The organism is Fibrobacter sp. UWP2 (assembly GCF_900141705.1).
Lineage (GTDB): Bacteria > Fibrobacterota > Fibrobacteria > Fibrobacterales > Fibrobacteraceae > Fibrobacter.
Genome location: NZ_FQYM01000019.1, coordinates 1 through 23943, shown reverse-complemented (window position 1 = coordinate 23943; position 23943 = coordinate 1). Strand labels below are relative to the sequence as shown.

Here is a 23943-nt window from a genome sequence, read left to right as displayed (position 1 = left end):
GTGACCTACTTTTCTGTTTTTGCGTTTTGTTTCCTTTTGGAGGGTTTGGGGAACAAGACCTTGATGATTTCATCTATGTGCTTGTGCGTATAAATCTTGAGGCCCTTCTTCGCAGGTGCTGGAAGTTCGTCCACATCCTTCTTGTTCTGTGCCGGAAGGCGCAGCGTCTTGACGCCCGCCTGCAAGGCCGCCAAAGCTTTCTCATTGAGCCCGCCAATGGCGAGGCATGCACCCGTAAGGCTCACCTCGCCCGTAAAGGCAATGTCGGGCGGAATAGGCGTCTTGGTGAACGCGCTCAAAAGGCAAAGCGTGAGGGCGATACCGGCAGAAGGCCCGTCCTTGGGCACAGCGCCTTCGGGCACGTGGATATGGATGTCGGTCTTCTTCACAATCGCGGGGTCAATGCCAAAGCGTTGCAGACGCTCGCGCACCAGGCTTACCGCAATCTGCGCCGATTCCTTCATCACGTCGCCCAACTTGCCGGTCATAATGATCTGGCCCTTGCCGCTCAAAAGCATGCACTCGATGGGCAAAATTTCGCCTCCCACACTGGTCCAGGCCAGACCCGTTACCACGCCGGGGCGGCCCGGTTCAGGCAGCTGGCTATCGAGGAAGCGCGGGGCGCCCAGGTACTCTTGCAGTTGCTTTTCGGTCACCTGCGGTTTGACCTTCTTGCCCATCACAATCTCTTTAGCACGGTGGCGAACAGCGCTCTCCAAGGTGCGTTCCAGCTCACGCACGCCCGCCTCACGGGTGTACTCGCGAATGACCTTCTTGATTATGTCGTCGCCAAACTCCACCTGTTCCTTTTGCTTGACACCCGTGCGTTCGCAAATGCGCGGGATAAGGAACTTGCTTGCAATCTGGAGCTTTTCGTGCGGGTAGTAGCCCGGCAGGCGCACCACTTCAAAGCGGTCGCGCAGGGCGTCGGGAATCTCGGCTTCAGAATTCGCCGTCGCAATGAACAACACGCGGGAGAGGTCGAGACCTACTTCCATAAAGTGGTCCGTAAAATCGTGGTTCTGTTCGGGATCCAAGACCTCGAGCAGGGCGCTGGCGGGGTCACCGCGAAAATCGCTCGCCATTTTGTCGATCTCGTCGAGCAAAATGACCGGGTTCATGCACTTGGCACGTCGCAGCGCATGGATAAAGCGGCCCGGCATGGCGCCAATGTAGGTGCGGCGGTGACCGCGAATTTCGGCCTCGTCGCGCACGCCACCCAAAGTAATGCGCACAAAGTTACGCTGCATGGCGATCGCGATCGACTCCACAAGCGTCGTCTTGCCCACGCCCGGAGGGCCCACAAGGCAAAGGATGGGCGCACGGCGTTCCGTACCGGTAAGCTTTAATACCGCCACATATTCCATGATGCGTTCCTTCACCTTGTCCAAGCCAAAATGCTTGGAATCCAGTTCACTCTTCACCTTTTTCATGTTGAGGACGGTATCGGTGTACTCGCCATAGGGCAGCGAAAGGAACCAGTCCACGTAATTGCGGCTCACCGCGTATTCGGGGCTCGTGGGCTGCATCAGCCTCATGCGGCTGATTTCTTCTTCCAGCTTTTCGACAATGGTAGGGCTGAACTTTTTCGCCTTGATTTTGCGGAGCAGCATGTCGGGCTCGTTCGCCGCGCCCTCCGAACCGTCCAGCTCGTCTTGCAGCTGGCGGATTTGTTCGCTGATGAACCATTCCTTTTGCTGTTGCGCCATCTTTTGGCGCACGTTCTGCTGCACGCGCACCATTACATTGTCGTTGTCCTCAGTGACTTCCATCAGTGTGAGGAGCTTGAGCGACATCTCTTCGAGGGTCGTCACCTCCAAAAAGCTCTGCTTCTCGGCAAGCGACACCTGCAAAAACGGGATCATCCCGTAAAAGGCGTTCAGCTGGTTCTCCATGCCAAAGAAGGCGTCCACCATGCCCTCGGCAATGTTCCGCTTGGTCGCGTAGTCGCGGAACCTGGCAAGCACTTCGTCAAAAGACTTGGTCTTGGCGTTGGTGGGGATTTGCATTTTGCGGGGCGAAATCGTCACATGCAAAAAACCGTCCTGCACCAAAATCGAACGCAGGTCCACCACTTCGACGCCCTCGAGCACGACCTTCACGCAGCCGTTGGGGAACGGAGTCACATTCGAAACGCGGGCAGCGACGCCCACCGAGTACAAGTCGAGCATCGGATTCTGGAGTTCTTCCTGCGACACGTCCTTCTGGGCGACCAGGATGATTTCGTTATCGTGGTTCTCGGCATATTCCAAGGCGCGGAGCGACATCTCACGACCCACCAAAATCCTGCGGGTCGTATACGGGAACACAACAGCATCCCTAAGCGGGAGCAAGGGGAAAGTTTTTGTAAAATCAAAAGCCATACGAACCTAATAATAGAAAAATGACCGCTCGGGACTTACCGAACGGCCAAATATCAAGTGTAACGAACGAGCGGTCTCTTACGCTACATTCTTGCCCGAAGCATCCTTGCCGGACTCGCTCTTGGACTTCCTCTTGGACTTCTTCTCGGTCACGGCGAGCGGCTTGAGGCCGTTCTTGACCATCTCGGCGGTGAGCACGAGTTTTTTGACGCCGGCGCCAGGCATGTCGAACATGGCCTGCTGCAAGGTCTTCTCCATCACGGAACGAAGCCCACGGGCACCGGTTTTACGGCTCATGGTCTCGCGCACAATCTCTTTCAAGGCGCCTTCCTCGAATTCGAGTTCAATGCCGTCCATAGCAAAGAGACTCTTGAACTGTTTTACCAGTGCATTCTTGGGCTGCGTCAAAATATTGAGGAGCGCCGTCTCATCAAGTTCCTCCAAGGCAACGGCAATCGGCAAGCGGCCTACAATCTCGGGAATCAAACCGAACTTGATGAGGTCATCGGGTTCCAGCTGCCTAAAGAGTTCGCTCAGCGTGTTGTCGCTTTCGCTGCGAATGTCGGCACCAAAACCCATGCCGCCCTTGTTCACGCGCTGCGCAATGATCTTGTCGAGAGTCTCAAAGGCGCCACCGCAAATGAACAAAATGTTCCTCGTGTTCACCTGCACCAGCGGCTGTTCGGGGTGCTTGCGGCCACCCTTGGGCGGCACCGCGGCAACAGTCCCTTCCAAAAGCTTCAAAAGGCCCTGCTGCACGCCTTCGCCACTCACGTCGCGAGTAATGGAAGGGTTCGCCGTCTTGCGCGCGATCTTGTCGATTTCGTCGATAAAGATAATGCCGCGCTCGGCCTTGGCCACATCGTAATCGGCAGCCTGCAGCAAGCGCACAATAATGCTGTCAACATCCTCGCCCACGTAACCCGCTTCGGTAAGCACGGTCGCATCGGCAATGGTAAAAGGCACATCCAAAAAACGCGCCATGGTCTGCGCCAAAAGAGTTTTGCCGCTACCCGTCGGGCCGACGAGCAACAGGTTCGACTTTTCGACTTCCACGTCATTCTCGGAGTGGTGAGTTTGCTTGTAACGCAAGCGCTTGTAGTGGTTGTAGACCGCCACCGAGAGCGCCATCTTGGCGGCATCCTGTCCAATCACAAAATCGTCCAGGTGGGCCTTGATCTCGGTCGGGAGCGGGAGCGGCTTTTGCACAGCGGCTTCAGCGGCCGCCTTCTCTTGCATGGAGCGGGAGCGGTCTTCTTCAATGATACGGTAGCACATAGCGACGCAATCACTGCAAATGTGAACGCCGGCTCCGGTAATCATTTTTTCGACCTGTTCGGCTGGCTTGCCGCAAAAACTGCAAGTCACGGACGGATGATTTTTCCCGCTACGGTACATGAGTTACACTCCCTCTTTACGCGGAACAAAAACTTCGTCAATAACGCCAAACGCCTTGGCCTCCTCGGGACCCATATAAAAGTCGCGATCGATCTTGGAGCGCACTTCGTCAACAGACTTGCCAGTATGCTTTGCGATAATCTCGGTCAAGGTATCCTTGGTACGCACAATCTCCTTGGCGGTAATCTGGATGTCGGTAGACTGGCCCGTGGCGGCACCCGAGGGCTGGTGCAACATGATGCGGGAATGCGGGAGTGCATAGCGCTTGCCCTTGGTCCCGGCAGCAAGGAGCACCGCGGCCATGGAGGCGCAGCTGCCAATGCAGATGGTCGCGATGTTCGGGCGCACATGCTGCATAGTGTCGTAAATGGCTAGCCCTGCCGAAACGTAACCACCCGGGCTGTTGATATACAGCGTGATATCTTTTTCCGGATTCTCGTACTCAAGGAATATCAACTGGGCCATCACGTTGTTGGCCACTTCATCGTTGATGGGCGTACCCAAAAAGATGATGCGCTCCTTGAGGAGACGGGAATAGATGTCGTAGGCGCGTTCACCGCGCCCGGTGGTCTCAATGACGGTAGGGATAATCATCGACTAACCTCTATTACTTGGTTTCTGCGGCAGGGCGGATGCCCACGAGGAATTCACCAGCCATCTGGAAGCGGAGTTCTTCGCGGAGACCGTTGATACGGCCGGACTGGCGCATATGACCCTTGAGGGTCTCGAAATCGATCTGGTAAGCCTGGGCCATCATCTTGAGGCGTTCGTCCACGGCATCCTGAGACGGCTTGATCTTTTCCTTAGTGGCAACGAATTCCAAAATGCGGTGCTTCTTGATTTCGTGGATAGCTTCGCCAGAGAGGCTCTCGATCTGTTCTTCGGTCGGTTCCACGGCGTCCTTCGGATCCTGCACATTGCGGTTGATGGTCCACTTGATGAGGTCCACCACGCGGGCGTGCGGCACTTCGAACGGGTTCGCTTCAATGAGTTTGTCAATGGCTTCGTTAATGGCCTTGTTCTTGGCCTCGTCCTGCTTGCGGTTGGCAAGGCTCTCGGTGATGTTGTTCTTGAGTTCGGCTTCGTCCTTCACGCCAATCTGCTTGCAGAATTCTTCGTCAAACTTGGGCGGTTTCACTTCGCGCACATCGGTAATCTCGACCTTAAACTGGGCGGTCTTACCGCGGTAGCGTTCGTCCTTGTGGTCATCGGGGTACTTAAAGTTGATTTCCTTCTTTTCGCCGGCAGAAGTACCCATGAGGCCTTCGTCGAATCCCGGGGAGGCGCTTTCGCCGAGGAGGCTGCGGAATTCCTTGTTCTCGGGGAGTTCCTGCTTTTCGCCGTCAATCACCACTTCGATGTAGTTGCCCACGACCACGTCGCCCTTGGCGGCAGCGCGGTCCACGTGCTCGTCGCGGCTCCACATCTGGATCATGCGGTTGAGCTCGTCCTGCACTTCTTCTTCGTGAACGGCGGTCGCCGGAACAGTGATGCCCAGGTTCTCGTAACCCTTGATGTCGATTTCCGGGTCAATTTCGACTTCGACCGTCAGGGTGACAGCCGTTTCCTTGTCGTCGTTGAACTTGGTGACCTTCAACTGGCCCACGGGGATGATGTTCGCCTTCTTCAGTTCTTCACTAACGACCTTGTCGACGGTCTCGTTCACCACCTCGTGGCGGATGGAGTCACCGAACTGCTTCAAGATCATGGCCTTGGGGACCATGCCCTGGCGGAATCCCTTCAAGGCGACCTGCTTCTTATACTGGCTCAGCTTCTTTTCGAAGGGGGCAGCGAGGTCGGCCTGCGGAATGGAGATTTCAAGAGTACGCACCGTGGCGCTGGTTTCTTTGATTTCGACGGACATATAAGCTCCGATTAGACGTTTTTGTTTGAATATGCATGCGAGGGGTGGGAGTCGAACCCACACACCGAGGTACCAGATCCTAAGTCTGGCGCGTCTGCCAATTCCGCCACTCTCGCGTTTCCGCACCCAAAATTAGCAAATATCACTGGCTTTTGTCGGCAAAAACATCTATTTTATCCCTCGTTGGAAGTATTCAAGAACATAAAGATTGGCGTATTCATTTCTTTGGTGAACATTCTCATCCAAGGCGTTTCTGTGCTTGTGCAGAATATTATCGCCAACAACCTGGGAATTGTCAATTTTGGGCACTTTGGCATTTTGCAAAGCGACTATACCATTTTTTGCGCCATCGCCGACTTTGGCATGGCGACGCTCATCCTCGCCTACTTTGGCAAACGCGCCACGCAAGGAAGCCTGTTCACCAATGTGCTGCAGCTGAGGCTCTCCATGACAGCCGTGGCGGCACTCGCCATGGTGGTGTTCGCCTTTACCATCCGCCGTGACAGCCCCGTCTTCGAAGGCGAACTCGTGCTCGCCCTCGGGCTCCTGTTCCAGCACGCCTTTTTTGACTGGTTCTTCATTTGCGGCAACTTCTGGAAAAAACTGCTCATCTCCAAGGTACTGCACACCATAGCCTACACCACCATCATGGGTGTAGCCCTCTGCTACTTCCACCTGGACTCCATCCCCGCCATCGCCATGGCCATGGTCGTGGCGGCCTTGCCGGCATTCGGCTTTGGCGTAGGCAACGCCTTCTCGCGCAAAGTATTCCACATCACCTGGAAAACCAAGCGCTTTTTTGCACTCATGTTCAAGTCGGCGCTCCCCTACGCCGTGGCGAGCCTGGCAAGCTTCGCCTACCTCCCCGTAGGGCTCTACACCGCCTCGCACTTTGCCCCGCCCGAATTCTTGGGAGCCTACAACTTTGCACACAAACTGGTCATCCTCGCCTCGGGACTCATGGTGCACTTTATTTCGTCGAGCCTCATTACGCTCCACCAAGCCGACAGTTCCAAAATCCATGTGCGCGACCAGTTCATTTTCACGCTGTTCATTGTGCTCGCCACCACCCCGTTCTGGCTGGTCCCGCAATACACGCTCCGCATCATCTTTTTTGGCGCCCCCTGGACCACTGACGTGCTCGCCGTTAGTTCGGCATGCCTCCGCATGCTCACGGCATCGCTTGTACTGCAAGCCATGCGCATGTCCATGATCTCGACCATGCTCAAAGAAAAAAGAACCGTCCTTTACGGGCTTTTCATTACCCTCGGCGGGGTGTTCAACATTGCCGTTTGCATTCTGGGGGCACGTCAACTCCCCGCTAGCAACATCCCGCTACTCACATTGAGCGGCGATGTTTTTTTGAGCGTCATCCTCGTTATTTACTTTATCGCAAACAAGCGCATCCGCTTTTAGCTTGCGGCGACCCATGCACACCGTGGTAATAAAAAAGACCACCGGCAGCCAAAGCACATATACCCCCTGCTTGTAGCCCGAGGTAAAAAACCACCAACCCACAAAATAGACAAAGTAAGTGTACAAAGTTACTTGCCTGGGTGTAAACGGCTTGCACATCCGCAGGTACAAAACCGAAAGCGCCAGCCCACACAAAAAAGGCAACAGGAAAACACCAAAAAGACGGAAATCCTTGTAGACGTCCCACAAATAGTTTACCGTGTTGAATCCGTTCACCTTCTGGATTCTGTCGTTAAAGGGGGTGTCCCAGCCCAAAGACGTCTTGAAGGAATTCGATATGCGGGCATACTCCAATACCCCGCTAAAAAAGTCAATGCCATAAGTGAACGGGTGGATTTCTCTGTCGGTTGGCGAATTAACCGCATAGTCCAAATTCCAGTAATTGTTTGCGACGTACATGTACGGAAGTTTGACCACCACATTCATGGCCTTGCCCTCGGCAGTGCCCCCACCATATTGGTTTCTCAAATTACTAATACCGATAAACGCCGATATGGCCGCAACCAAAACGAGCATGATCGCCACGGGCGAAATTTTTTTGTACAAAAAGTTTATAAATATCAGCAAAAAGCCCAAGTTAAAAAATAATCCTGTTCGATTCGGGTAGGCCATCAAATTGAGGACGATCGTCACAAGAACCATCAACTTCGCCACACGCCTTGCAGCTACACACTTGTTGAACGAGCTAAAACTCGCCACACCAAAAAGCAACACCACTAAGGGACCTGAGCTCACAAACAAGGCGTAGTAGCCGTAGTTCACGCTCTTGTCCATCCACCGTGCCGGATTGTCGGTAAACACCAAAAGGTTGCCGGCAACCGTGATCACGCCATAGACGCCCAGCAAAAAAATGAAAAAGGGAACAAAAGAAAAAAGGACATGCAAATTCCAGTTGTAATTTTTGGGTGGAATAGCCGCCGCCACGCGGGTAGGCAAGTGTTTCGACTTGGCAAGCAACTTGGCGAGCCCGCAACCAGTGCAAAACGAAAGGAACCCCAAAATCCAAACCATCCATGTGAGCGGTTTAAAATCCGACATGGCCTTGTCCAACTGCAAATACGCGATGGCAAGGGTAATGCACTGCGAAAAGCAGTACACCGTCATTGGGCTAAAAAAATCGCGCTTAAACCACCACGACTGCAGTAGGCAAAAAAAAGACACCAGCAAAAAGGCCGACGTTACCGGGTATGCCACTACCCATCCTAACATGGGTTACACCTTGGATTTCTTAAAAAATCCCTTGAAAACGCGCCATTCCTTAGCCACGGTGGAATCAGTAGATTCCTCGGAACGGAGGTACTCCATAACGCTGCATATAATGGACGCCAAAAGGAACGAAACAAACACCGTGAAAATCAAAGTCACGCCGCGAAGCGGGAATACTTTTTTGTTGTTCGCCCAAGGCGGTTCAATCACATGCAGGTTCGTGAGCATTTTGGACTCCTCTATGCGGAGCTGTTCACTCTGCTGGCGCAAAAACTTGTAGAGGGACTCCTGAACACGGATTTGCGCCTCAATGCGCATATACTCGGCACCCAATTCAGGGGACTGCTTGAGAGCGACCATGCCCATTTTCTTGTGGCGACCGCCAAGCGTCCCATTCAAGGCGTTGTTAATGCCATTGTAACGTTTAGAAAGTTCATCGTAGCGTTTGGAGTCCGCACCGCGGTTAGCCTTCTCGTACGCCATCTCGATTCCGACTTCATCGCGTTTCGCCTGCAATTCGGCAATATACTTGATGGTCGATTCCATCTGGATTTCGGGATCATAAAAGTTGTTGTCCACTTGGAACTTCACAAACTTCGCCAAAAGGGAATCCAGGTCCTTGTCGCAGGAGTCAAGCCTTGACTGGAAGTACTCGCGCGTTTGGCGGGCCTGAGTCGTCTTAAAATGGTTAAAAGCGGAATCTGCTTTGTCGAGCATGAACTGGACCATCTTGGCGGCAAGGGCATAGTCCTCGTCTTCAACGGTAATGACGAACATATTCTCGTCGTTGCATTCAAGTCCAAAATTCTTGCGGAACTTCTTCAGCAAGTCGGCATGAAAATCGCCATCAAACTCGTAGTGCTCTTTCAGATTGAACTCGCGAATCACCTGGTCATGCAGTTCCCAGCTATTGAGGATCGTCCAAACCGCATTGGCGTCATTCTCGTTCGACGACAAACCCAACAAGGAACTCATTCCACCCAAGCTGCTGCTCAGGGATGCGTTCAGCGAACTCATGGTATTGTCGGCAGCGGGAGGAGTCACTATCGCCGATGCGCGGTAACAAGGCTTAATGACCCACATGACCGCAACGAATACAGCTATGGTCGGAATAAGGACAATAGCGCAGCACAGCTTGAAATGCTTCAGGTCGTTGTTTAGAACCCGCAAGCAAAGTTCAATAAAGCCTATAGATTCCTGTTTTTCCATATACTACTTGTAGTTGACGTAAATGATGAATGCCGACGAGACGACGGTCAGGAGGGATGCAATGAACAAGGTGAAATCCTTGAACGATTCATAGCGGCTCTTGGGAATTTCAATGTAGTCGCCCGGCAAAATCTGGTCTTCTGCCACCTTGACCGAGATGGCCTTGGGCTTGTTGCCGCGCCACACCTTCACCTGGTTCCACGAGCCCGTGATGGTATTGATGCCGGAGGCGGCAATGTAGTCAAGGGCATGCCACGATGGATTGTACTGGAGACGGCCAATCATGGCGACGGCGCCACCCACGTACACAAGCATTTCCTGCACCGTGAATTCCACCTCGGTATTCGGAGCAACCTTGGTATCCTTCATCTCAGCAAGCGATATCCAACGGGGAGCCTCCCCCGGTTCACGCACGCAGGCCGCCTTGTAGCCATAGTTGTGCAACCTGGAAGCTCCAGAAAGTTCAAAGTAATCCTGCAAGGTCTTGTCGGGAGAATGGGCAACGCTCGTGCGGTAGCCCGGGAAAATAAGCGAGATGTTGTTGCCCATGGTCACGAAGGGCACATAAATCTTGTCGCCCTGCTCAAGCATAATGTCGTTCTCAAAATCGCCCTTGGTGGTAATGTCGTTGAAGTTCACATGAAGCGTGTCCTTCCCGCGAATCACCTGGATATCCTCGGTATTCGCGTTGACCAGCGTGCCGTTGATTTGGCGAATGAACATGCTCAAACGGGTTTGCGGTTCCACCTGGTGCTGACCCACCAGTGAAACGGCGCCCATGGCGTTTACGCGGAACTTTTTAAGGGCGGCGAGCTGCACAAAACAATACTCACGCTTGTAACGCTTTGAGACCAAGTCCAAAATAATCTGGCGTGCCTCGGCAAGAGTCTTGCCGCCCACATTGACCGCACCGCACTCTTCAATGGCAATAGATCCGTCCGGGTAGATTTGAACCGAGAGATATTTCTCCTCGAGCATCAAGTCCAAAAAATCACCAGGACCCAACACATAGTTGGAATCCACCGTCAATTCGGCGTAAGTCGGCGTAAGCGAGGCGTTACCACGGGCAATGGTACTCTGGTTCCCCGACGCCAAACTCGACAACGAAGAGATATCGCCCGCAAAAAGCGTCGAAAAAGCAGCCAAAAGTGCAATAACAAAAAAATGCATATAAAAATGACTCGTCCTTGATAGTCGCAATCCTTACAAAAATACAAAAAGAAATCCTTGGAAAGTGCTGATAATCAACGATTTACACTAAAAAGACACGACTATGACAAAAAATAAAAAAAGTGGCCCGCCGGGGGAACCGACGAACCAACTTTAAAATCGCCTAATGATTAGTTGGCGGACTTGCTTTCGCCTTCGACCATGCTCACGGCTTCGGACTTGGCAGGTTCGGCAGCCTTCTTGGACTTGGCAACGATTTCGTCTTCGACGAGACCGATCAAGGCCATTTCAGCGGCGTCACCGGCGCGGTTCGGACCGAGCTTGATGATGCGTGTATAACCACCATTGCGGGAGGCATAACGCGGGCCGATTGTGTTGAACAAATCCTGGAGGACCTTCGGACTCGTGATGAAGCGGGCAGCTTCACGACGGGCAGAGAGGTCGCCCTTCTTTGCATAGGTAATCATACGGTCCACATTGCTACGAACAATCTTAGCCTTGTGGAGAGTCGTGCGCACGTAGCGGGCGGTCTGTTCCGCTTCCATGCCCTTCTCAAGAATAGAAGTGGTAAGAGCGCGGAGGATGGCACGCTTGTGCTGGGCATTCACGCCCAATTTCTTGTTTTTTACACCGTGTCTCATTGTTAATCCTTCAAGTAGTCATCGACGTCCATGCCAAAAGAGAGGCACATGGAGGTCAACACCTCGTTAAGTTCCACCAAGGACTTCCTGCCGAAGTTCTTGTATTTGAGCATATCGTTTTCCTTGTTGCGCACAAGCTCGCCAACGGTATGGATGTTGGCCATACGGAGGCAGTTGCTGGAACGAACGGACAGTTCAAGTTCGTCCACGCGAGTGCGGAGGAGCGTTGCAATACGCTGACGTTCTTCGTCCATCTCCAGTTCTTCGGGGCTTTCGAGATCGCCTTCGAAGTTGATGAAGATTTCTAGGTGGTCCACGAGGAGCTTCGCGGCATAGGCGAGAGCGTCTTCGGGGTCAATGGAACCGTCAGTCGTAATTTCAAGTTCCAGGCGGTTGAAATCGGTACGCTGTCCAACGCGGGTATCGCTGATGTGCATAGCGACCTTCTGCACCGGGTTGAAGTTGGCGTCCATGGCGATCACACCAATCGGAGCGTCCTTGTCCTTCAATTCATCGGCGGTGACGTAGCCACGACCGCAGGAGATCTTCACATCCATAGACAGAGAAGCGTTGCCGTTCAATGTCGCGATATGGACATCCGGAGTCAAAATAGTGACGTTCGGATTGTCCACGAAGTCCTTCGCCGTGACTTCACCGTCACCGGACACGTCCAGGTGAAGGGTTTCGTCGTGGTCGGAGAGGAGCTTCACGCGGATGCTCTTCAAGTTCAGGATAATGTCGGTGACATCTTCCTTGACTCCCGGAATTGTAGAAAATTCCTTTTCTACGCCTTCGATTTTCACGGAGACAATAGCTGCGCCTTGCAGAGAAGAGAGGAGCGTGCGACGGAGGGCGTTGCCGAGGGTGATACCCCAGCCACGTTCTAGGGCTTCTACGACAAACTTGGCGTAGCGGCCGTCTTCGCCGGTCTCAACTTTCTGGAAGCTGCGCGGCATCTGAAGTGATTTCCACATCATTGGCGATACCTCTTTGGATTAGATTCTTCTCTTCTTTTTAGGACGGCAACCATTGTGCGGAATGCCCGTCACGTCTCGAATAGAGAGAACTTCGAGGCCCGCATTCTTGAGAGCACGGACAGCGGATTCACGACCGCCACCAGCGCCCTTCACGCGGACGTCCACCTTACGCATGCCGAGGTCAAATGCCTTGTGGGCAGCAGTTTCGGCGGCGAGCTGAGCAGCAAACGGAGTGCTCTTGCGGGAGCCCTTGAAACCGGAGTTACCGGGCGAGCCCCAAGCGACCACGTTACCGCGAGCGTCGGTGATAGAAACGATTGTATTGTTGAAGGAAGCGAACACGCAGGCGATGCCCTGGACGTCAATACGCTTTTTGCCCTTCTTGACCTTAACTTCTTCAGTAGCGGCTGCGGCCGGAGCTTCAGCAGCGGCAGCAGTTTCCTTGATTTCTTCTTCAGCCACGATGAATCTCCTTACTTCTTCTTGTTAGCCACAGTCTTCTTGGGGCCCTTACGAGTGCGGGCATTGGTGCGGGAACGCTGACCGCGGACCGGAAGTCCCTTGCGGTGGCGAATGCCGCGATAGCAGCCAATATCCTGCAAACGCTTGATGTTCAAGGTAATTTCTGCGCGGAGCTGACCTTCCACAGAGTATTCGTCTTCCAAGAGATGACGAATCTTACCTTGTTCTTCTTCGGTGAGGTCATCGCACTTCTTGTTCTTGTCGATGCCCAGCTGAGCACAGACCTTGTTTGCGGTGAACAGACCGACACCATAGATTGCCGTCAGACCGTACTCGACAGTCTTGTTTTTCGGCAAATCGACACCAGCTATACGTGCCATACGATCTCCTTATCCCTGCTTCTGCTTGTGACGGGGGTTCTTCGAACAGATGATGCGCAATACACCCTTGCGACGGATGATCTTGCAGTTTTCACATCTGGGTTTGATGGAGGCTTTGATTTTCATAGGTTTGACCTTCTTTGAAAATACCTATTACTTGTAACGGTAAGTGATTCTCCCACGATTGAGGTCGTAGGGAGAGATTTCTACCAACACTTTATCGTCCGGCAAAATTCGGATGAAATGCCGACGCATCTTTCCTGAAACATGGGCGAGGATCTCGTGACCATTTCCGAGCTGCACTCGGAAGAACGCGTTCGGAAGTGCTTCCAACACAACGCCTTCTACTTGAATGCCTTCTTCTTTAGCCACTAAGATGCCATCCTGCCGCGAATGCGGCCTTGCTTCAAGAAACCTTCATAATTCTTGGTATGCAACTGGGCTTCGAGTTGACGAAGCGTATCCAGAGCAACACCGACCACGATCAAGACCGAGGTGCCCCCAATATAGAAACTCATATTGAGTGCGGCTTTCAAATGGAGCGGTCCGACGCTAATAAAAGCGAGGTACAGAGAGCCCGGAAGTGAAATCCTGGTCAAAATATGGTCAATGTATTCTGCCGTCTGCTTACCCGGACGGATCCCCGGAATAAACCCACCGGACTTCTTCAGGTTTTCGGCAATGTCGTTAGGGTTGTACTGGATTGCCGTGTAGAAGTAGGTGAAGAATATAATGAGGAGGGCATCGGCTACACTGTAGCTGATGTGTCCCGGAATGAACGCAGTGGCAAAAGCCTGCATAGCAGACACGTTCGGGAACCACGATGCAATCATTGCTGGAATGAACATGATGCAGCTTGCGAAGATCACGGGAATCACGTTAGCGGTATTCACCTTGAAGGGCAAATAGCTGGACTGACCACCCATAACCTTGTTTCCGACGGTCCTGCGAGGACTTTGGAGTGGAATGCGACGGGTCGCCTGCTCCACGAAGACGATGAATCCGACAATCACGACCACGATAGCCAAGATAAAGATCTCGATGGCGAGCGGTTGGATGCCTTCCTTCAACATTTCCGTTTCTGCCAAGACGGCCCGCGGAAGGCCGCCGACGATACCGGCGAAGATAATAAGAGAAATACCGTTACCCACACCGTGAGAGGTGATCTGTTCGCCGAGGTACATCACAAACACCGTACCTGCGGTGAAGGTCAGGGTAGCGAGTAAACGGAAGCCGATGTTGCCGGCGCCAGTCGCGAAATCGTCCGCAAGGGCCGATACACCGACACCGGAAGCAGTCGTCACCTTAAGGGAGGAAAGCCACACAGAAATGCCCCATCCCTGCAAGGCGGAAAGAACCACCGTGAAGTAACGGGTGTACTGGTTCAGCTTCGCACGGCCTTCCTGACCTTCCTTCTGAAGCATCTGGATGGCGGGAATAACGGAGCCCATCAACTGAATGATGATGCTCGCGCTAATGTACGGCATGATACCCAGGGCGAACACGGTCGCTTTAGCAAACGCACCGCCCGTGAAAGAGTCATACAGGCCGAACAAGTTGTTCGAGTTTTTGAAGTACTCTGCCAAAACGGCAGCGTTCACTCCAGGGATGGTGATGTGGGCACCAATACGGTACACGATGAGGATGGCAAGCGTAAAGAGCAACTTCTTACGCAAGTCCTCGATCTTGAACGCATTGATGAACGCATCGATAGCTTTCTTGAGAGCTTCCATTAGATGATCTCGACTTTGCCGCCAGCAGCTTCAATGGCAGCCTTTGCCTTTTCGCTGATAGCGTTAACCTTTACATTGATGGCCTTTTCGATGGTACCGAATGCGAGCACCTTGACGGGACGATCGATATCCTTGATGAGGCCCTGGTCGAACATAGCCTGTGCGTCGAACTCAGTCACGCTGGTAGCAGCGAGGCGCTTGATATTCACGATCTGGAATTCAATGCCGGCATGCTTGAAGCCGCGCTTCGGAATACGACGGTGGATCGGCATCTGGCCGCCTTCGAAGGCGACACGACCGGCCTTAGCGCTCTTACGAGCACCGGCACCCTTCTGGCCACGGCCAGCGGTGGTGCCCCAGCCGGAACCCGGGCCACGACCGATACGCTTGCGGCCCTTGCCCTTGGCAGCCTTGCCAGGATTGAGAGTATTCAGTTCCATCTTAAATCTCCTCGACCTTGACCATGTCGGCCACGGCATTGATCATGCCCTGGATGGCGGGGGTCAGATTGTGTTCAACAGTTTGACCGATCTTGCGGAGACCGAGTGCAGCCACGTTGGCGCGGTGCATCGGAAGGCGACGAACGGTACCCTTGATCAAAGTAATACGAACTTTCTTCATTTTGTATTACTCCTTAGGCTTCGAAACCGCGCAACTTGGCGCAGTCCTGTTTGTTCTTCTGAGAAAGCAGGCCTTCCAAGCAAGCGCTGACAACAGTGCCCGGATTGGAGGAGCCGTGAATCTTTGTGAGGATGTTGCGCACACCGGCGAGTTCGAGAACAGCACGGGCAGCAGCACCTGCGATAACACCGGTACCAGGAGCGGCCGGCATCAAAAGGATGCGGGTAGAGCCACTCTTGACTTCGATGTCATGAGGAATGGTGCCGTCCAAAAGCTGGACTTCGACAATGTTGCGCTGGGCAGCTTCGGTACCCTTGCGGATAGCTTCGGAAACTTCCTTAGCCTTACCGATACCAACGCCGACCTTGCCGTTCTTGTTGCCAACGACAACGAGAGCGCTGAAGGACATACGACGGCCACCCTTGACAGTCTTGGAGCAACGGTTGATGTGTACAACCTTGTCTTCAAATTCAGAAACTTGAGCTTCGCGTTCCAAAGTGTACCTCTTAGAATTTGAGTCCGCCTTCACGAGCTCCCTCAGCGAGAGCCTGAACGCGACCGTGATAGATGTAACCGCCGCGGTCGAAGACCACGGATTCAATGCCCTTGGACTTGGCGACTTCGGCAACCTGGAGACCGAGCTGCTTAGCCTGCTCCGTCTTCGTCATCTCGCCGAACTTGCCCTGGAATTCCTTGGCAGTCGTGGAGAGCTGAACGAGAGACTTGTTGCTTTCGTCATCGACAATCTGGGCGATCATGTGAGACAAGGAACGGCGAACAGCCAAACGAGGGCATTCTGCAGTTCCGACAACAGACTTGCGCACACGTTCGTGGCGTGCGATTCTGGACTGGATTCTTTTTTTAGCGATTGCAGTCATAGTTTACCCTTATTTACCTGTCTTCTTACCTTGCTTACGACGGACGATTTCGCCTTCGTACTTAATGCCCTTGCCCTTATACGGTTCAGGACGACGGTACTTGCGGATTTCCGCGGCAGCCTGGCCAACCTTCTGCTTGTCGATGCCGGAGATCGTGATCTTCAGCGGGTCAACAGCCTTCAATTCGACGCCTTCCGGAGCCTTGAAGATAACCGGGTGGGAGAAACCGAGAACGAGGTTCAGGTCCTTGCCCTTCTGCTCGACGCGGTAGCCCACGCCAACGATTTCCAGAGTCTTCTGGAAGCCCTTGGTCACGCCTTCGACCATGTTGGCCACGAGAGCGCGAGTGGTGCCGTGCATAGCGCGGGTGAACTTTTCATCGTTCGGACGGCTGAAGGAAAGCTGATCGCCTTCGAGCTTGATCTGGATCAGTTCATGAACTGTAGTCTCGAGCTTGCCCTTGGGACCTTCAACCTTGATGTTTTGACCATTGACGGCGACTTTAACGCCAGCCGGGATATTGATAATAGCTTTTCCGATACGGGACATCTTCTACCTCACCAGACCTTTGCGAGGACTTCACCACCCACCTTCTGTTCGCGGGCTTCGTGGTCGGTCATCACGCCTTTTGATGTGGAGATAATGGCATAGCCGAGGCCGTTACGGACACGCGGGAGCTTGGCCACGTCAACATAGTGACGAAGACCCGGTGTAGAAACGCGCTGGATGCCTTGAATTGCAGAAGCGCCCTTCGTGTAACGGAGCAAGATCTTGAGAACACCTTGCTTGCCGTCATCGACGACGACGAACTTCTTGATGAAACCTTTTTCCTGCAGAACGCGAGCGATTTCACGCTTCAGGTTGCTGGCAGGGATGTCCACCACGGGCAACTGAGCCTTGGAGGCGTTGCGGATGCGGGTGAGCATATCGGCGATTGTATCTGTCATTGCCATTTGTACTCTCCTTACCAGGACGACTTAGTGATACCGGGGATTTCGCCGGCGAGTGCCATTTCGCGGAAGCAAATACGGCAAAGGCCAAAGCGGCGCATAAAGGCGTGCGGCCTACCGCAACGCTTGCAACGGTTATACCCACGAACGGTATACTTCGGGGTACGCTTGCATTTTTCAATCATTCTTCTGCTTGCCATGGTATTACCTTACTTACGGAAGGGGAGTCCAAGTTCTTCGAGCAGGGCACGGCCTTCGTCATCCGTCTTGGCGGAAGTCACAAAGGAGATGTCCATACCGAACGTACGGGAGATCTTGTCGATGTCGATTTCGACGAAGATCGTCTGTTCTTTGATGCCGAGGGTGAAGTTGCCCATGCCGTCAAAGCCACGACGAGCGAGGCCACGGAAGTCGCGGACACGCGGAAGGTCGATGTTGATGAAACGGTAGAGGAAGTCCCACATGTTGTCACCGTGGAGGGTGACCTTGGCACCGATGCCGATGCCTTCGCGGAGGTGGAACTGGGCAATTGCCTTCTTGGCATTCGTAACGATTGCCTTTTGACCGGTGATCGCGGTGAGGGTATCCACGGCTTCGTCCAGAATCTTGCGGTTCTGGGAAGCTGCGCCAACGCCCATGTTCACGACAATCTTTTCGAGACGCGGAATCTGCATCACGTTCTTGTAGGCAAACTTTGCTTGCAAGGCCGGAACGACTTTTTCGAGATAAAATTGCTTCATCTGGTTCATAGTTACACAGCCTTTCCAGTCTTGACACTGGTGCGGACGCCCTTCTTGCCCTTTTCGCGAACGATACGGGTACGAACAGGCGTATTGCCTTCGAGAAGCATCACGTTGGAAATATCAATCGGCATTTCCTTTTCGATGATGCCGCCAGTTTGGTTGGTCTGGCTCGGCTTCTCGTGACGCTTGCAGACGTTAACGCCCGAAACGGTCACCTTGCCGGCCTTGACACTGATCACGGTGCCGGTCTTGCCTTTGTTGGCGCCGGAAATCACCTTGACGTTATCATTCTTTTTGATGTTAGCCATTACAGAACCTCAGGTGCGAGGGAGATGATCTTCATGTAATTCTTTTCGCGGAGCTCACGAGCCACCGGTCCAAAAATACGGGTTCCACGCGGTTCGCCATCCTTGGTGATGAGAACCACAGCGTTGTCCGAGAAACGAATGAACGTTCCGTCCGGACGGGAGATTTCTTTGCGTGTGCGCACGACGACGGCGTCGGCCACGGAACCCTTCTTCACCTTGCTCTGGGGGATAGCGTCTTTAACGGCTACCTTGATGACATCACCGATGCTAGCATAGCGACGGTTTGTGCCACCCAAAACACGGATGCAGGCGACTTCCTTGGCTCCACTGTTGTCAGCCACGACGAGTCTGGTTTCTTCTTGAATCATAATTCGCCTTACTCCAGGAGTTTACTTCTTCTTTTCCACAATGCGGACGAGGCGCCAGCGCTTCGTTGCAGAGAGGGGACGAGTTTCCATGATTTCGACCAGGTCACCTTCACCGGCTTCGTTGTTTTCATCGTGAGCCTTGAGTTTCTTGGTCGTAGTCATGATTTTGTTGTACATCGGGTGACGCTTGCGGTTTTCAACCTCAACCGTGATAGTCTTGTCCATCTTATTGGACGTGACAACACCCTGCTTGACTTTACGAAGGTTTCTATCCATTTCCTGCTCCTGCCGGCTTATGCCTTGGCCTTTTCGCTGAGGATGGTCTTGATACGGGCGATATCCTTGCGGGTCGTCTGGATCAAAGAGGGTTTTTCCAAATTACCGAGCTTCGCAGTCATGCGGTAATTGAATAAATCGAGATTCAACTGAGCCAGTTTTTCCTTGAGCTGGTCAACGCCCAGTTCTTTCAATTCACGTGCTTTCATTAGATCTCCGATTCTTCGATGATTTTAACTTTAAGCGGGAGCTTCTGCGCTGCCACATGGAGAGCTTCCAGTGCAAGATCGCGTTCGACACCGCCCATTTCAAAGATGATGCGACCCGGGAGGATCACGGCTGCCCAGAATTCCACAGCGCCCTTGCCCTTACCCATACGGGCTTCGGCAGGGTGACGGGTTACCGGCTTGTCGGGGAACACACGGATCCACACGCGGCCACCACGCTTGATCTTACGAGTCATAGCGATACGAGCCGCTTCGATTTGGCGAGCCGTCAGCCAGCACTTTTCAAGAGCCTGAATGCCAAATTCGCCAAAGGCCATGGTATTGCCGCGGGAGGCAACACCCTTCATGCGGCCTTTCATCTGCTTACGATGTAATGTTCTTTTAGGACTCAGCATAATTACTTCTCTCTCTTGTTGTCGGACATGACGTCCTTGCCAATCTTTTCACCGTGCATGACCCACACCTTGATACCGATGGCGCCATAGACGGTCTTAGCAATGGAGGTTGCGTAATCGATGTCAGCACGGAGAGTGTGCAGAGGCACGCGGCCTTCGGCATACTTTTCGACGCGGGCAATTTCGGCACCACCAAGGCGGCCACCGCACTGCACCTTGATTCCTTCCACACCGAGGCGCATGGCGCTCTGGATGGCGCGCTTCATAGCGCGGCGGAAAGAAATACGCTTTTCGAGCTGACGAGCGATGTTTTCGGCCACGAGCTTGGCATCCGTTTCCGGGCGCTTGATTTCGTGGACGCTAATATAGATTTCTTTACCGGTGAGGAACTGGAGTTCGCCCTTGACGCGTTCCAATTCTTCGCCCTTCTTACCGATAACGATACCCGGGCGGGCGGTAAAGAGGTTGACGTTCACCTTCTTGACGGTGCGTTCGATGCCGACCTTGGAGAGGGAGGCATGTTCAAAACGCTTCATCAAGTAGCGACGGAGCACGATGTCTTCGTAAAGAAGATCGGCAAAATTGTCTTCGGCATACCACTTGGATTCCCAACCGCGGATTACGCCAAGACGAAGACCATTAGGATGAGTTTTGTGACCCATTGTTATTTCTCCTTGTCTGCGACAATGACGGTGATGTGGGAAAGCGGCTTTTCGATACGGAAAGCGCGACCCTGGGAACGCGGATGAATACGCTTCATGATCGTGCCGCCATCAGCAGTGATGGTCTTGACCACGAGTTCTTCTGCGGTTACCGGAGCTGCGGACTTCTGCTTGAAGTTGGCCACTGCGGACTTGAGGGCGTTTTCGACGAGCGGAGCACCCTTGGTCTGCGTGTGGAGAATGGAGAGCATGGCGAAGGCTTCATCAACGCGCTTGCCACGGACCAAGTCCACGACGCGGCGGAGCTTGCGCACACCGTAACGGACGTTTTTCACTTTAGCTACAGCTTGCATTATTTGCCTCCAGCAGCAGTTTCGGTCTTGCGGTGACCCTTGAACGTACGGGTCATGGAGAATTCACCCAGCTTGTGACCGACCATGTTTTCAGAAACATAGACCGGCACGAACTGCTTGCCGTTGTACACGGAAAAAGTGAGTCCGACCATATCCGGAACGATTGTGGAACGACGGGACCAGGTCTTGATCGGCTGCTTCTTGTCGGAGCTAGCCATAGCCTGGGCTTTGCTGAGAACGTGGGAATCCACGAACGCACCTTTCTTAAGGGATCTCGACATGAATTAGGCCCTCTTCTGACGACGACGTACGATGTACTTATCGGTACGCTTATTGTTACGAGTTTTGGCACCCTTAGAGTTCTTACCCCAAGGAGAGCACGGATGACGACCACCAGAGGTACGTCCTTCACCACCACCAAGCGGGTGGTCGACCGGGTTCATCACGACACCGCGGACAGACGGACGCTTGCCGAGCCAGCGAGAGCGGCCAGCAGAGCCCGAGGATTCATTCATGTGATCGATATTGGAAACCTGACCGACAACAGCGAGGCAGTCTTCGGAGATGAGGCGAACTTCGCCACTCGGAAGGCGGACCTGGCAAAGCTTGCCGTCCTTGGCAACGAGTTCTGCAGCAGCGCCAGCGGAGCGGACGAGCTGAGCACCCTTACCGGGCTTCATTTCGATGTTGTGGATCAAAGTGTTCAGCGGAATGTTGCGAATCGGAAGGGCGTTACCGACACGGAATTCGGCGCCTTCGCCAGCATTGAGCACGTCACCGACCTTGATGTCGGCCGGAGCCACGATGTAGGCACGCTTGCCGTTCACGTACTTGACGAGAGCGATGCGAGCGGTACGGTTCGGATCGTATTCGATTGTTTCGACAGTGCAGGGGATGCCGGCATACTGGCGCTTGAAATCGATAAGACGATACAACTTCTTGTGACCACCACCGCGACGGCGGGAGGTGATTTCACCAACGTTATTGCGGCCGGAGCTGCGCTTGATACCTTCGGTAAGCGGCTTGTACGGCTTATCGGCAGTGATTTCCTTGCGGTCACCAATCTGCTTGTAACGCAGCGTCGGGGTAAGAGGGCGATAAGATTTCAGACCCATGATTATACTCCTTCGAACTCGGCAATCTTTTGCCCGGCCTTAAGTGTGATGTAGGCCTTCTTCCAGTTGGACTTCTTGCCAGCGGCAGCACCCATGCGGACGCGCTTGATCTTGCCGCGGTTGATCAAAGTATTGACCGAGGAGACCTTGACGTCAAAGCGCTTTTCGATGGCAGCCTTGATGTCTTCCTTGGTAGCGTCCATGGCTACACGGAACACGTACTTGCGCACGCCAGTCTTCGGATTCACCATATTGCGGGTGGTTTCTTCGGTCACGTGCGGAGCAACGAGGATTTCACGAATTTCTTTCATTAGCGGCCTCCTTCAAGCTCTGCGAGAGCAGCCTGAGAGATGACAACATTGTTGGCACGAACGACGTCGTAGGTGTTCACGTCTTCGACGCGAGCGCAACGGCACCAAGGAATGTTGTTGGAAGAGAGGTACAAGTTCTGATCCTTGACGCTAACGATAAAGAGAACGTTGCGCTGTTCAATACCAGACTTGGTAAGAACGGCAAGCAAGTCCTTGGTCTTGGGGGCATTGAAGCTGAGGGCTTCGAACACCTGCACCTTGCCTTCGGCAGCCTTGGCAGCGAGGGCAGAGTGGAAAGCGATCTTCTTGACCTTCTTGTTCACCTTTTCAAAGTAGTCATGGGACTTGGGACCGTGAGCCTTGGCACCGCGAACCCACACAGCGGAGGTGTTCTGACCGGAGCGGGCGCGACCCGTGCCCTTTTGCTTCCACGGCTTCTGGCCACCGCCACTGACTTCAGACTTGGTCTTAGTCTTTGCGGTGCCCTGACGGTTGTTGTTCAAGATAGCCTTGATATGCAAGTACATGCAGACCTTGTTGACTTCTTCGTCGAACATAGCCGGGAGTTGGATATCATTCTTAAAATCGCCTGTTGCAGCGAAAAGCTTTGCACTAGCCATTAGTCTTTCCTCACCACGATAATGCTGTTCTTCGGGCCCGGAACTGCGCCGCGGACGAAGATCAGGTTGCGGTCGCCGTCAACCTTGACGACCTGGAGGTGCTTGACGGTCACTTTCTTGTTGCCGTATTGACCAGGCATACGCTTGCCCGGGAACACGCGACCCGGATAGGAGTGAGCGGACGTACCACCCGGTTCGCGCATGTTGTGCGTACCATGGGAACGAGGACCGCTGTGGAAACCGTGGCGCTTGATGGCACCAGAGAATCCGTGACCCTTGGAAATGCCAGAGACATTCACCATCTTGGCATCGGCGAAATCGGCGGCGCCGAATTCCTTGCCAACCGGCCAGGATTCGAGATCCGCTTCATCAAATTCGGCGAGGTGTTCACGAACAGCAACATCAGCCTTCTTGAAGTGGCCGAGCTCTGCCTTGTTGGCACGCTGTTCTTTTTTAAGACCAAAGCCGATCTGGACAGCAGTGTAACCGTCCTTTTCTTCTGTCTTGTGGGAAACGACCACGCACGGACCGGCTTCGAGAACCGTGACAGGGACGCATTCGCCCTGTTCCGTGAACACTTGGGTCATTCCCAACTTCTTTGCGAGAATACCGTTCATTGTTATTAGACCTTAATTTCGACTTCGACACCAGCCGGCAAGTCAAGTTTCATGAGGGAATCAACAGTTTGCGGCGTAGCATCGAGGATGTCGATCAGACGCTTGTGCGTACGAGATTCAAACTGTTCACGAGAAGTCTTGTTGATATGCGGAGAGCGGAGCACCGTATATTTCTGGACTTTCGTCGGGAGAGGGATGGGGCCCGCGATACGGGCGCCCGTTTGCTTAGCTGTATTCACGATGTCTTGAGCAGAGCGATCGATCATACGATGATCGAAGCTCTTCAAGCGAATACGGATGCGTTCACCAGCCATGATTATTCCTTACTTGATGATTTCGGTTACAGAGCCAGCACCAACAGTACGGCCACCTTCGCGGATAGCGAAGCGGAGCTGCTTTTCCATGGCGATCGGGGCGATGAGGTTCACGTGGATCGTGACGGTGTCACCCGGGGTCACCATTTCGACGCCTTCGGGCAACTGGATAGTGCCGGTCACGTCGGTGGTGCGGAAGTAGAACTGCGGACGGTAGCCGTTCATGAACGGCGTGTGGCGGCCACCTTCGTCCTTCGTGAGGACGTAGATCTCGGCCTTGAATTCGGTATGCGGAGTCACGGACTT

Annotated in this window: 35 protein-coding genes, 1 tRNA gene and 2 pseudogenes; 1 reads left to right on the top strand and 37 read right to left on the bottom strand. The window is 53.5% G+C overall.

Going from position 1 to position 23943, the window contains the following annotated elements; genetic code table 11:
- Nucleotides 1–5 precede the first annotated feature (5 nt).
- From lon to BUB55_RS09635, 5 genes are all read right to left on the bottom strand, one after another.
- Complete coding sequence (gene lon, locus BUB55_RS09655; RefSeq protein ID WP_073190447.1) at nt 6–2363, bottom strand: endopeptidase La; 2358 nt, start codon at nt 2361–2363, stop codon at nt 6–8.
- Between the two features lie 78 nt (nt 2364–2441).
- Nucleotides 2442–3761: an ATP-dependent Clp protease ATP-binding subunit ClpX gene (gene clpX / locus BUB55_RS09650; RefSeq protein WP_073190444.1), complete on the bottom strand. Its 1320-nt coding sequence runs from the start codon at nt 3759–3761 to the stop codon at nt 2442–2444.
- A 3-nt stretch (nt 3762–3764) separates the two neighbouring features.
- Nucleotides 3765–4355 carry an ATP-dependent Clp protease proteolytic subunit gene (locus BUB55_RS09645; RefSeq protein WP_073190442.1) on the bottom strand — a complete coding sequence of 197 codons (591 nt, stop codon included), beginning with the start codon at nt 4353–4355 and terminating at the stop codon, nt 3765–3767.
- Between the two features lie 13 nt (nt 4356–4368).
- A complete protein-coding gene (tig, locus tag BUB55_RS09640; RefSeq protein ID WP_073190439.1) occupies nt 4369–5625 on the bottom strand; it encodes a trigger factor in 1257 nt (418 codons plus the stop codon).
- A gap of 36 nt (nt 5626–5661) precedes the next feature.
- Nucleotides 5662–5741, bottom strand: a tRNA-Leu gene (locus tag BUB55_RS09635).
- A 67-nt stretch (nt 5742–5808) separates the two neighbouring features.
- On the opposite strand from BUB55_RS09635, the gene BUB55_RS09630 reads away from it, so the two are divergent.
- Complete coding sequence (locus BUB55_RS09630) at nt 5809–7041, top strand: oligosaccharide flippase family protein (protein WP_073190435.1); 1233 nt, start codon at nt 5809–5811, stop codon at nt 7039–7041.
- On the opposite strand, the gene BUB55_RS09625 is transcribed toward BUB55_RS09630, so the two are convergent.
- The 32 genes and pseudogenes from BUB55_RS09625 to tuf form a co-directional block, all read right to left on the bottom strand.
- Complete coding sequence (locus tag BUB55_RS09625; protein ID WP_083596959.1) at nt 6961–8310, bottom strand: O-antigen polymerase; 1350 nt, start codon at nt 8308–8310, stop codon at nt 6961–6963. The genes BUB55_RS09630 and BUB55_RS09625 overlap by 81 nt on opposite strands.
- 3 nt (nt 8311–8313) lie before the next feature.
- Entirely contained in the window at nt 8314–9516 is a 1203-nt protein-coding gene (locus tag BUB55_RS09620) for a GumC domain-containing protein (RefSeq protein WP_073190429.1), read from the bottom strand.
- Nucleotides 9517–9519: 3 nt separating this feature from the next.
- Nucleotides 9520–10686, bottom strand: coding sequence for a polysaccharide biosynthesis/export family protein (locus tag BUB55_RS09615; protein WP_073190426.1), 1167 nt, complete (start codon nt 10684–10686; stop codon nt 9520–9522).
- A gap of 266 nt (nt 10687–10952) precedes the next feature.
- Nucleotides 10953–11327, bottom strand: a pseudogene (rplQ, locus tag BUB55_RS09610) (50S ribosomal protein L17); the annotation flags it as partial.
- 2 nt (nt 11328–11329) lie between these two features.
- A complete protein-coding gene (locus BUB55_RS09605; protein WP_073190420.1) occupies nt 11330–12304 on the bottom strand; it encodes a DNA-directed RNA polymerase subunit alpha in 975 nt (324 codons plus the stop codon).
- Between the two features lie 18 nt (nt 12305–12322).
- Nucleotides 12323–12751, bottom strand: a complete 429-nt coding sequence (rpsK, locus tag BUB55_RS09600) for a 30S ribosomal protein S11 (protein ID WP_200778527.1) — start codon at nt 12749–12751, stop codon at nt 12323–12325.
- Between the two features lie 26 nt (nt 12752–12777).
- On the bottom strand, nt 12778–13146 hold the full coding sequence (rpsM, locus tag BUB55_RS09595) for a 30S ribosomal protein S13 (RefSeq protein WP_072799956.1): 369 nt from the start codon (nt 13144–13146) through the stop codon (nt 12778–12780).
- A gap of 9 nt (nt 13147–13155) precedes the next feature.
- Nucleotides 13156–13272: a 50S ribosomal protein L36 gene (gene rpmJ, locus BUB55_RS09590; RefSeq protein ID WP_014546097.1), complete on the bottom strand. Its 117-nt coding sequence runs from the start codon at nt 13270–13272 to the stop codon at nt 13156–13158.
- 27 nt (nt 13273–13299) lie between these two features.
- On the bottom strand, nt 13300–13518 hold the full coding sequence (gene infA / locus BUB55_RS09585; protein WP_014546098.1) for a translation initiation factor IF-1: 219 nt from the start codon (nt 13516–13518) through the stop codon (nt 13300–13302).
- Nucleotides 13518–14879, bottom strand: coding sequence for a preprotein translocase subunit SecY (gene secY, locus BUB55_RS09580; protein WP_073190414.1), 1362 nt, complete (start codon nt 14877–14879; stop codon nt 13518–13520). The genes infA and secY overlap by 1 nt, the downstream gene beginning before the upstream one ends.
- Nucleotides 14879–15319: a 50S ribosomal protein L15 gene (rplO, locus tag BUB55_RS09575; protein WP_073190411.1), complete on the bottom strand. Its 441-nt coding sequence runs from the start codon at nt 15317–15319 to the stop codon at nt 14879–14881. The genes secY and rplO overlap by 1 nt, the downstream gene beginning before the upstream one ends.
- A gap of 1 nt (nt 15320) precedes the next feature.
- Nucleotides 15321–15500, bottom strand: a complete 180-nt coding sequence (gene rpmD, locus BUB55_RS09570) for a 50S ribosomal protein L30 (RefSeq protein ID WP_073190409.1) — start codon at nt 15498–15500, stop codon at nt 15321–15323.
- Nucleotides 15501–15513: 13 nt separating this feature from the next.
- Nucleotides 15514–15996 (bottom strand): 30S ribosomal protein S5, encoded by a 483-nt coding sequence (gene rpsE / locus BUB55_RS09565; RefSeq protein WP_073190406.1) that lies wholly within the window; start codon nt 15994–15996, stop codon nt 15514–15516.
- Between the two features lie 10 nt (nt 15997–16006).
- Nucleotides 16007–16378, bottom strand: a complete 372-nt coding sequence (gene rplR, locus BUB55_RS09560) for a 50S ribosomal protein L18 (RefSeq protein WP_073190403.1) — start codon at nt 16376–16378, stop codon at nt 16007–16009.
- A 9-nt stretch (nt 16379–16387) separates the two neighbouring features.
- Entirely contained in the window at nt 16388–16927 is a 540-nt protein-coding gene (gene rplF / locus BUB55_RS09555) for a 50S ribosomal protein L6 (protein ID WP_073190400.1), read from the bottom strand.
- A gap of 8 nt (nt 16928–16935) precedes the next feature.
- A complete protein-coding gene (gene rpsH / locus BUB55_RS09550) occupies nt 16936–17331 on the bottom strand; it encodes a 30S ribosomal protein S8 (RefSeq protein ID WP_073190397.1) in 396 nt (131 codons plus the stop codon).
- An 11-nt stretch (nt 17332–17342) separates the two neighbouring features.
- Nucleotides 17343–17528 carry a type Z 30S ribosomal protein S14 gene (locus BUB55_RS09545; RefSeq protein WP_014546106.1) on the bottom strand — a complete coding sequence of 62 codons (186 nt, stop codon included), beginning with the start codon at nt 17526–17528 and terminating at the stop codon, nt 17343–17345.
- Nucleotides 17529–17537: 9 nt separating this feature from the next.
- Nucleotides 17538–18077, bottom strand: coding sequence for a 50S ribosomal protein L5 (rplE, locus tag BUB55_RS09540; protein ID WP_073190394.1), 540 nt, complete (start codon nt 18075–18077; stop codon nt 17538–17540).
- Between the two features lie 2 nt (nt 18078–18079).
- The gene (gene rplX, locus BUB55_RS09535) at nt 18080–18379 is read right to left on the bottom strand and encodes a 50S ribosomal protein L24 (protein ID WP_073190391.1); all 300 of its coding nucleotides are present in this window, start codon (nt 18377–18379) and stop codon (nt 18080–18082) included.
- On the bottom strand, nt 18379–18747 hold the full coding sequence (gene rplN, locus BUB55_RS09530; protein WP_072807549.1) for a 50S ribosomal protein L14: 369 nt from the start codon (nt 18745–18747) through the stop codon (nt 18379–18381). Before rplN ends, rplX begins: the two co-directional genes overlap by 1 nt.
- 21 nt (nt 18748–18768) lie before the next feature.
- Nucleotides 18769–19023 carry a 30S ribosomal protein S17 gene (gene rpsQ, locus BUB55_RS09525; protein ID WP_073190388.1) on the bottom strand — a complete coding sequence of 85 codons (255 nt, stop codon included), beginning with the start codon at nt 19021–19023 and terminating at the stop codon, nt 18769–18771.
- Nucleotides 19024–19040: 17 nt separating this feature from the next.
- On the bottom strand, nt 19041–19232 hold the full coding sequence (gene rpmC / locus BUB55_RS09520) for a 50S ribosomal protein L29 (protein WP_073190385.1): 192 nt from the start codon (nt 19230–19232) through the stop codon (nt 19041–19043).
- Nucleotides 19232–19645 (bottom strand): 50S ribosomal protein L16, encoded by a 414-nt coding sequence (gene rplP / locus BUB55_RS09515; RefSeq protein ID WP_073190382.1) that lies wholly within the window; start codon nt 19643–19645, stop codon nt 19232–19234. Before rplP ends, rpmC begins: the two co-directional genes overlap by 1 nt.
- A gap of 2 nt (nt 19646–19647) precedes the next feature.
- The gene (rpsC, locus tag BUB55_RS09510; RefSeq protein ID WP_073190379.1) at nt 19648–20307 is read right to left on the bottom strand and encodes a 30S ribosomal protein S3; all 660 of its coding nucleotides are present in this window, start codon (nt 20305–20307) and stop codon (nt 19648–19650) included.
- A 2-nt stretch (nt 20308–20309) separates the two neighbouring features.
- On the bottom strand, nt 20310–20660 hold the full coding sequence (gene rplV / locus BUB55_RS09505; RefSeq protein WP_073190377.1) for a 50S ribosomal protein L22: 351 nt from the start codon (nt 20658–20660) through the stop codon (nt 20310–20312).
- The gene (gene rpsS, locus BUB55_RS09500; protein ID WP_073190373.1) at nt 20660–20941 is read right to left on the bottom strand and encodes a 30S ribosomal protein S19; all 282 of its coding nucleotides are present in this window, start codon (nt 20939–20941) and stop codon (nt 20660–20662) included. The genes rplV and rpsS overlap by 1 nt, the downstream gene beginning before the upstream one ends.
- Nucleotides 20942–20944: 3 nt before the next feature.
- Nucleotides 20945–21775, bottom strand: a complete 831-nt coding sequence (gene rplB / locus BUB55_RS09495) for a 50S ribosomal protein L2 (protein WP_073190369.1) — start codon at nt 21773–21775, stop codon at nt 20945–20947.
- Between the two features lie 2 nt (nt 21776–21777).
- A complete protein-coding gene (gene rplW / locus BUB55_RS09490; RefSeq protein WP_073190365.1) occupies nt 21778–22086 on the bottom strand; it encodes a 50S ribosomal protein L23 in 309 nt (102 codons plus the stop codon).
- Nucleotides 22086–22706 carry a 50S ribosomal protein L4 gene (gene rplD / locus BUB55_RS09485; RefSeq protein WP_073190361.1) on the bottom strand — a complete coding sequence of 207 codons (621 nt, stop codon included), beginning with the start codon at nt 22704–22706 and terminating at the stop codon, nt 22086–22088. The genes rplW and rplD overlap by 1 nt, the downstream gene beginning before the upstream one ends.
- Entirely contained in the window at nt 22706–23323 is a 618-nt protein-coding gene (gene rplC, locus BUB55_RS09480; RefSeq protein WP_073190357.1) for a 50S ribosomal protein L3, read from the bottom strand. Before rplC ends, rplD begins: the two co-directional genes overlap by 1 nt.
- Nucleotides 23324–23328: 5 nt before the next feature.
- Nucleotides 23329–23637: a 30S ribosomal protein S10 gene (rpsJ, locus tag BUB55_RS09475; RefSeq protein ID WP_073190353.1), complete on the bottom strand. Its 309-nt coding sequence runs from the start codon at nt 23635–23637 to the stop codon at nt 23329–23331.
- 9 nt (nt 23638–23646) lie between these two features.
- Nucleotides 23647–23943: pseudogene (gene tuf, locus BUB55_RS09470) on the bottom strand (elongation factor Tu); the annotation flags it as partial.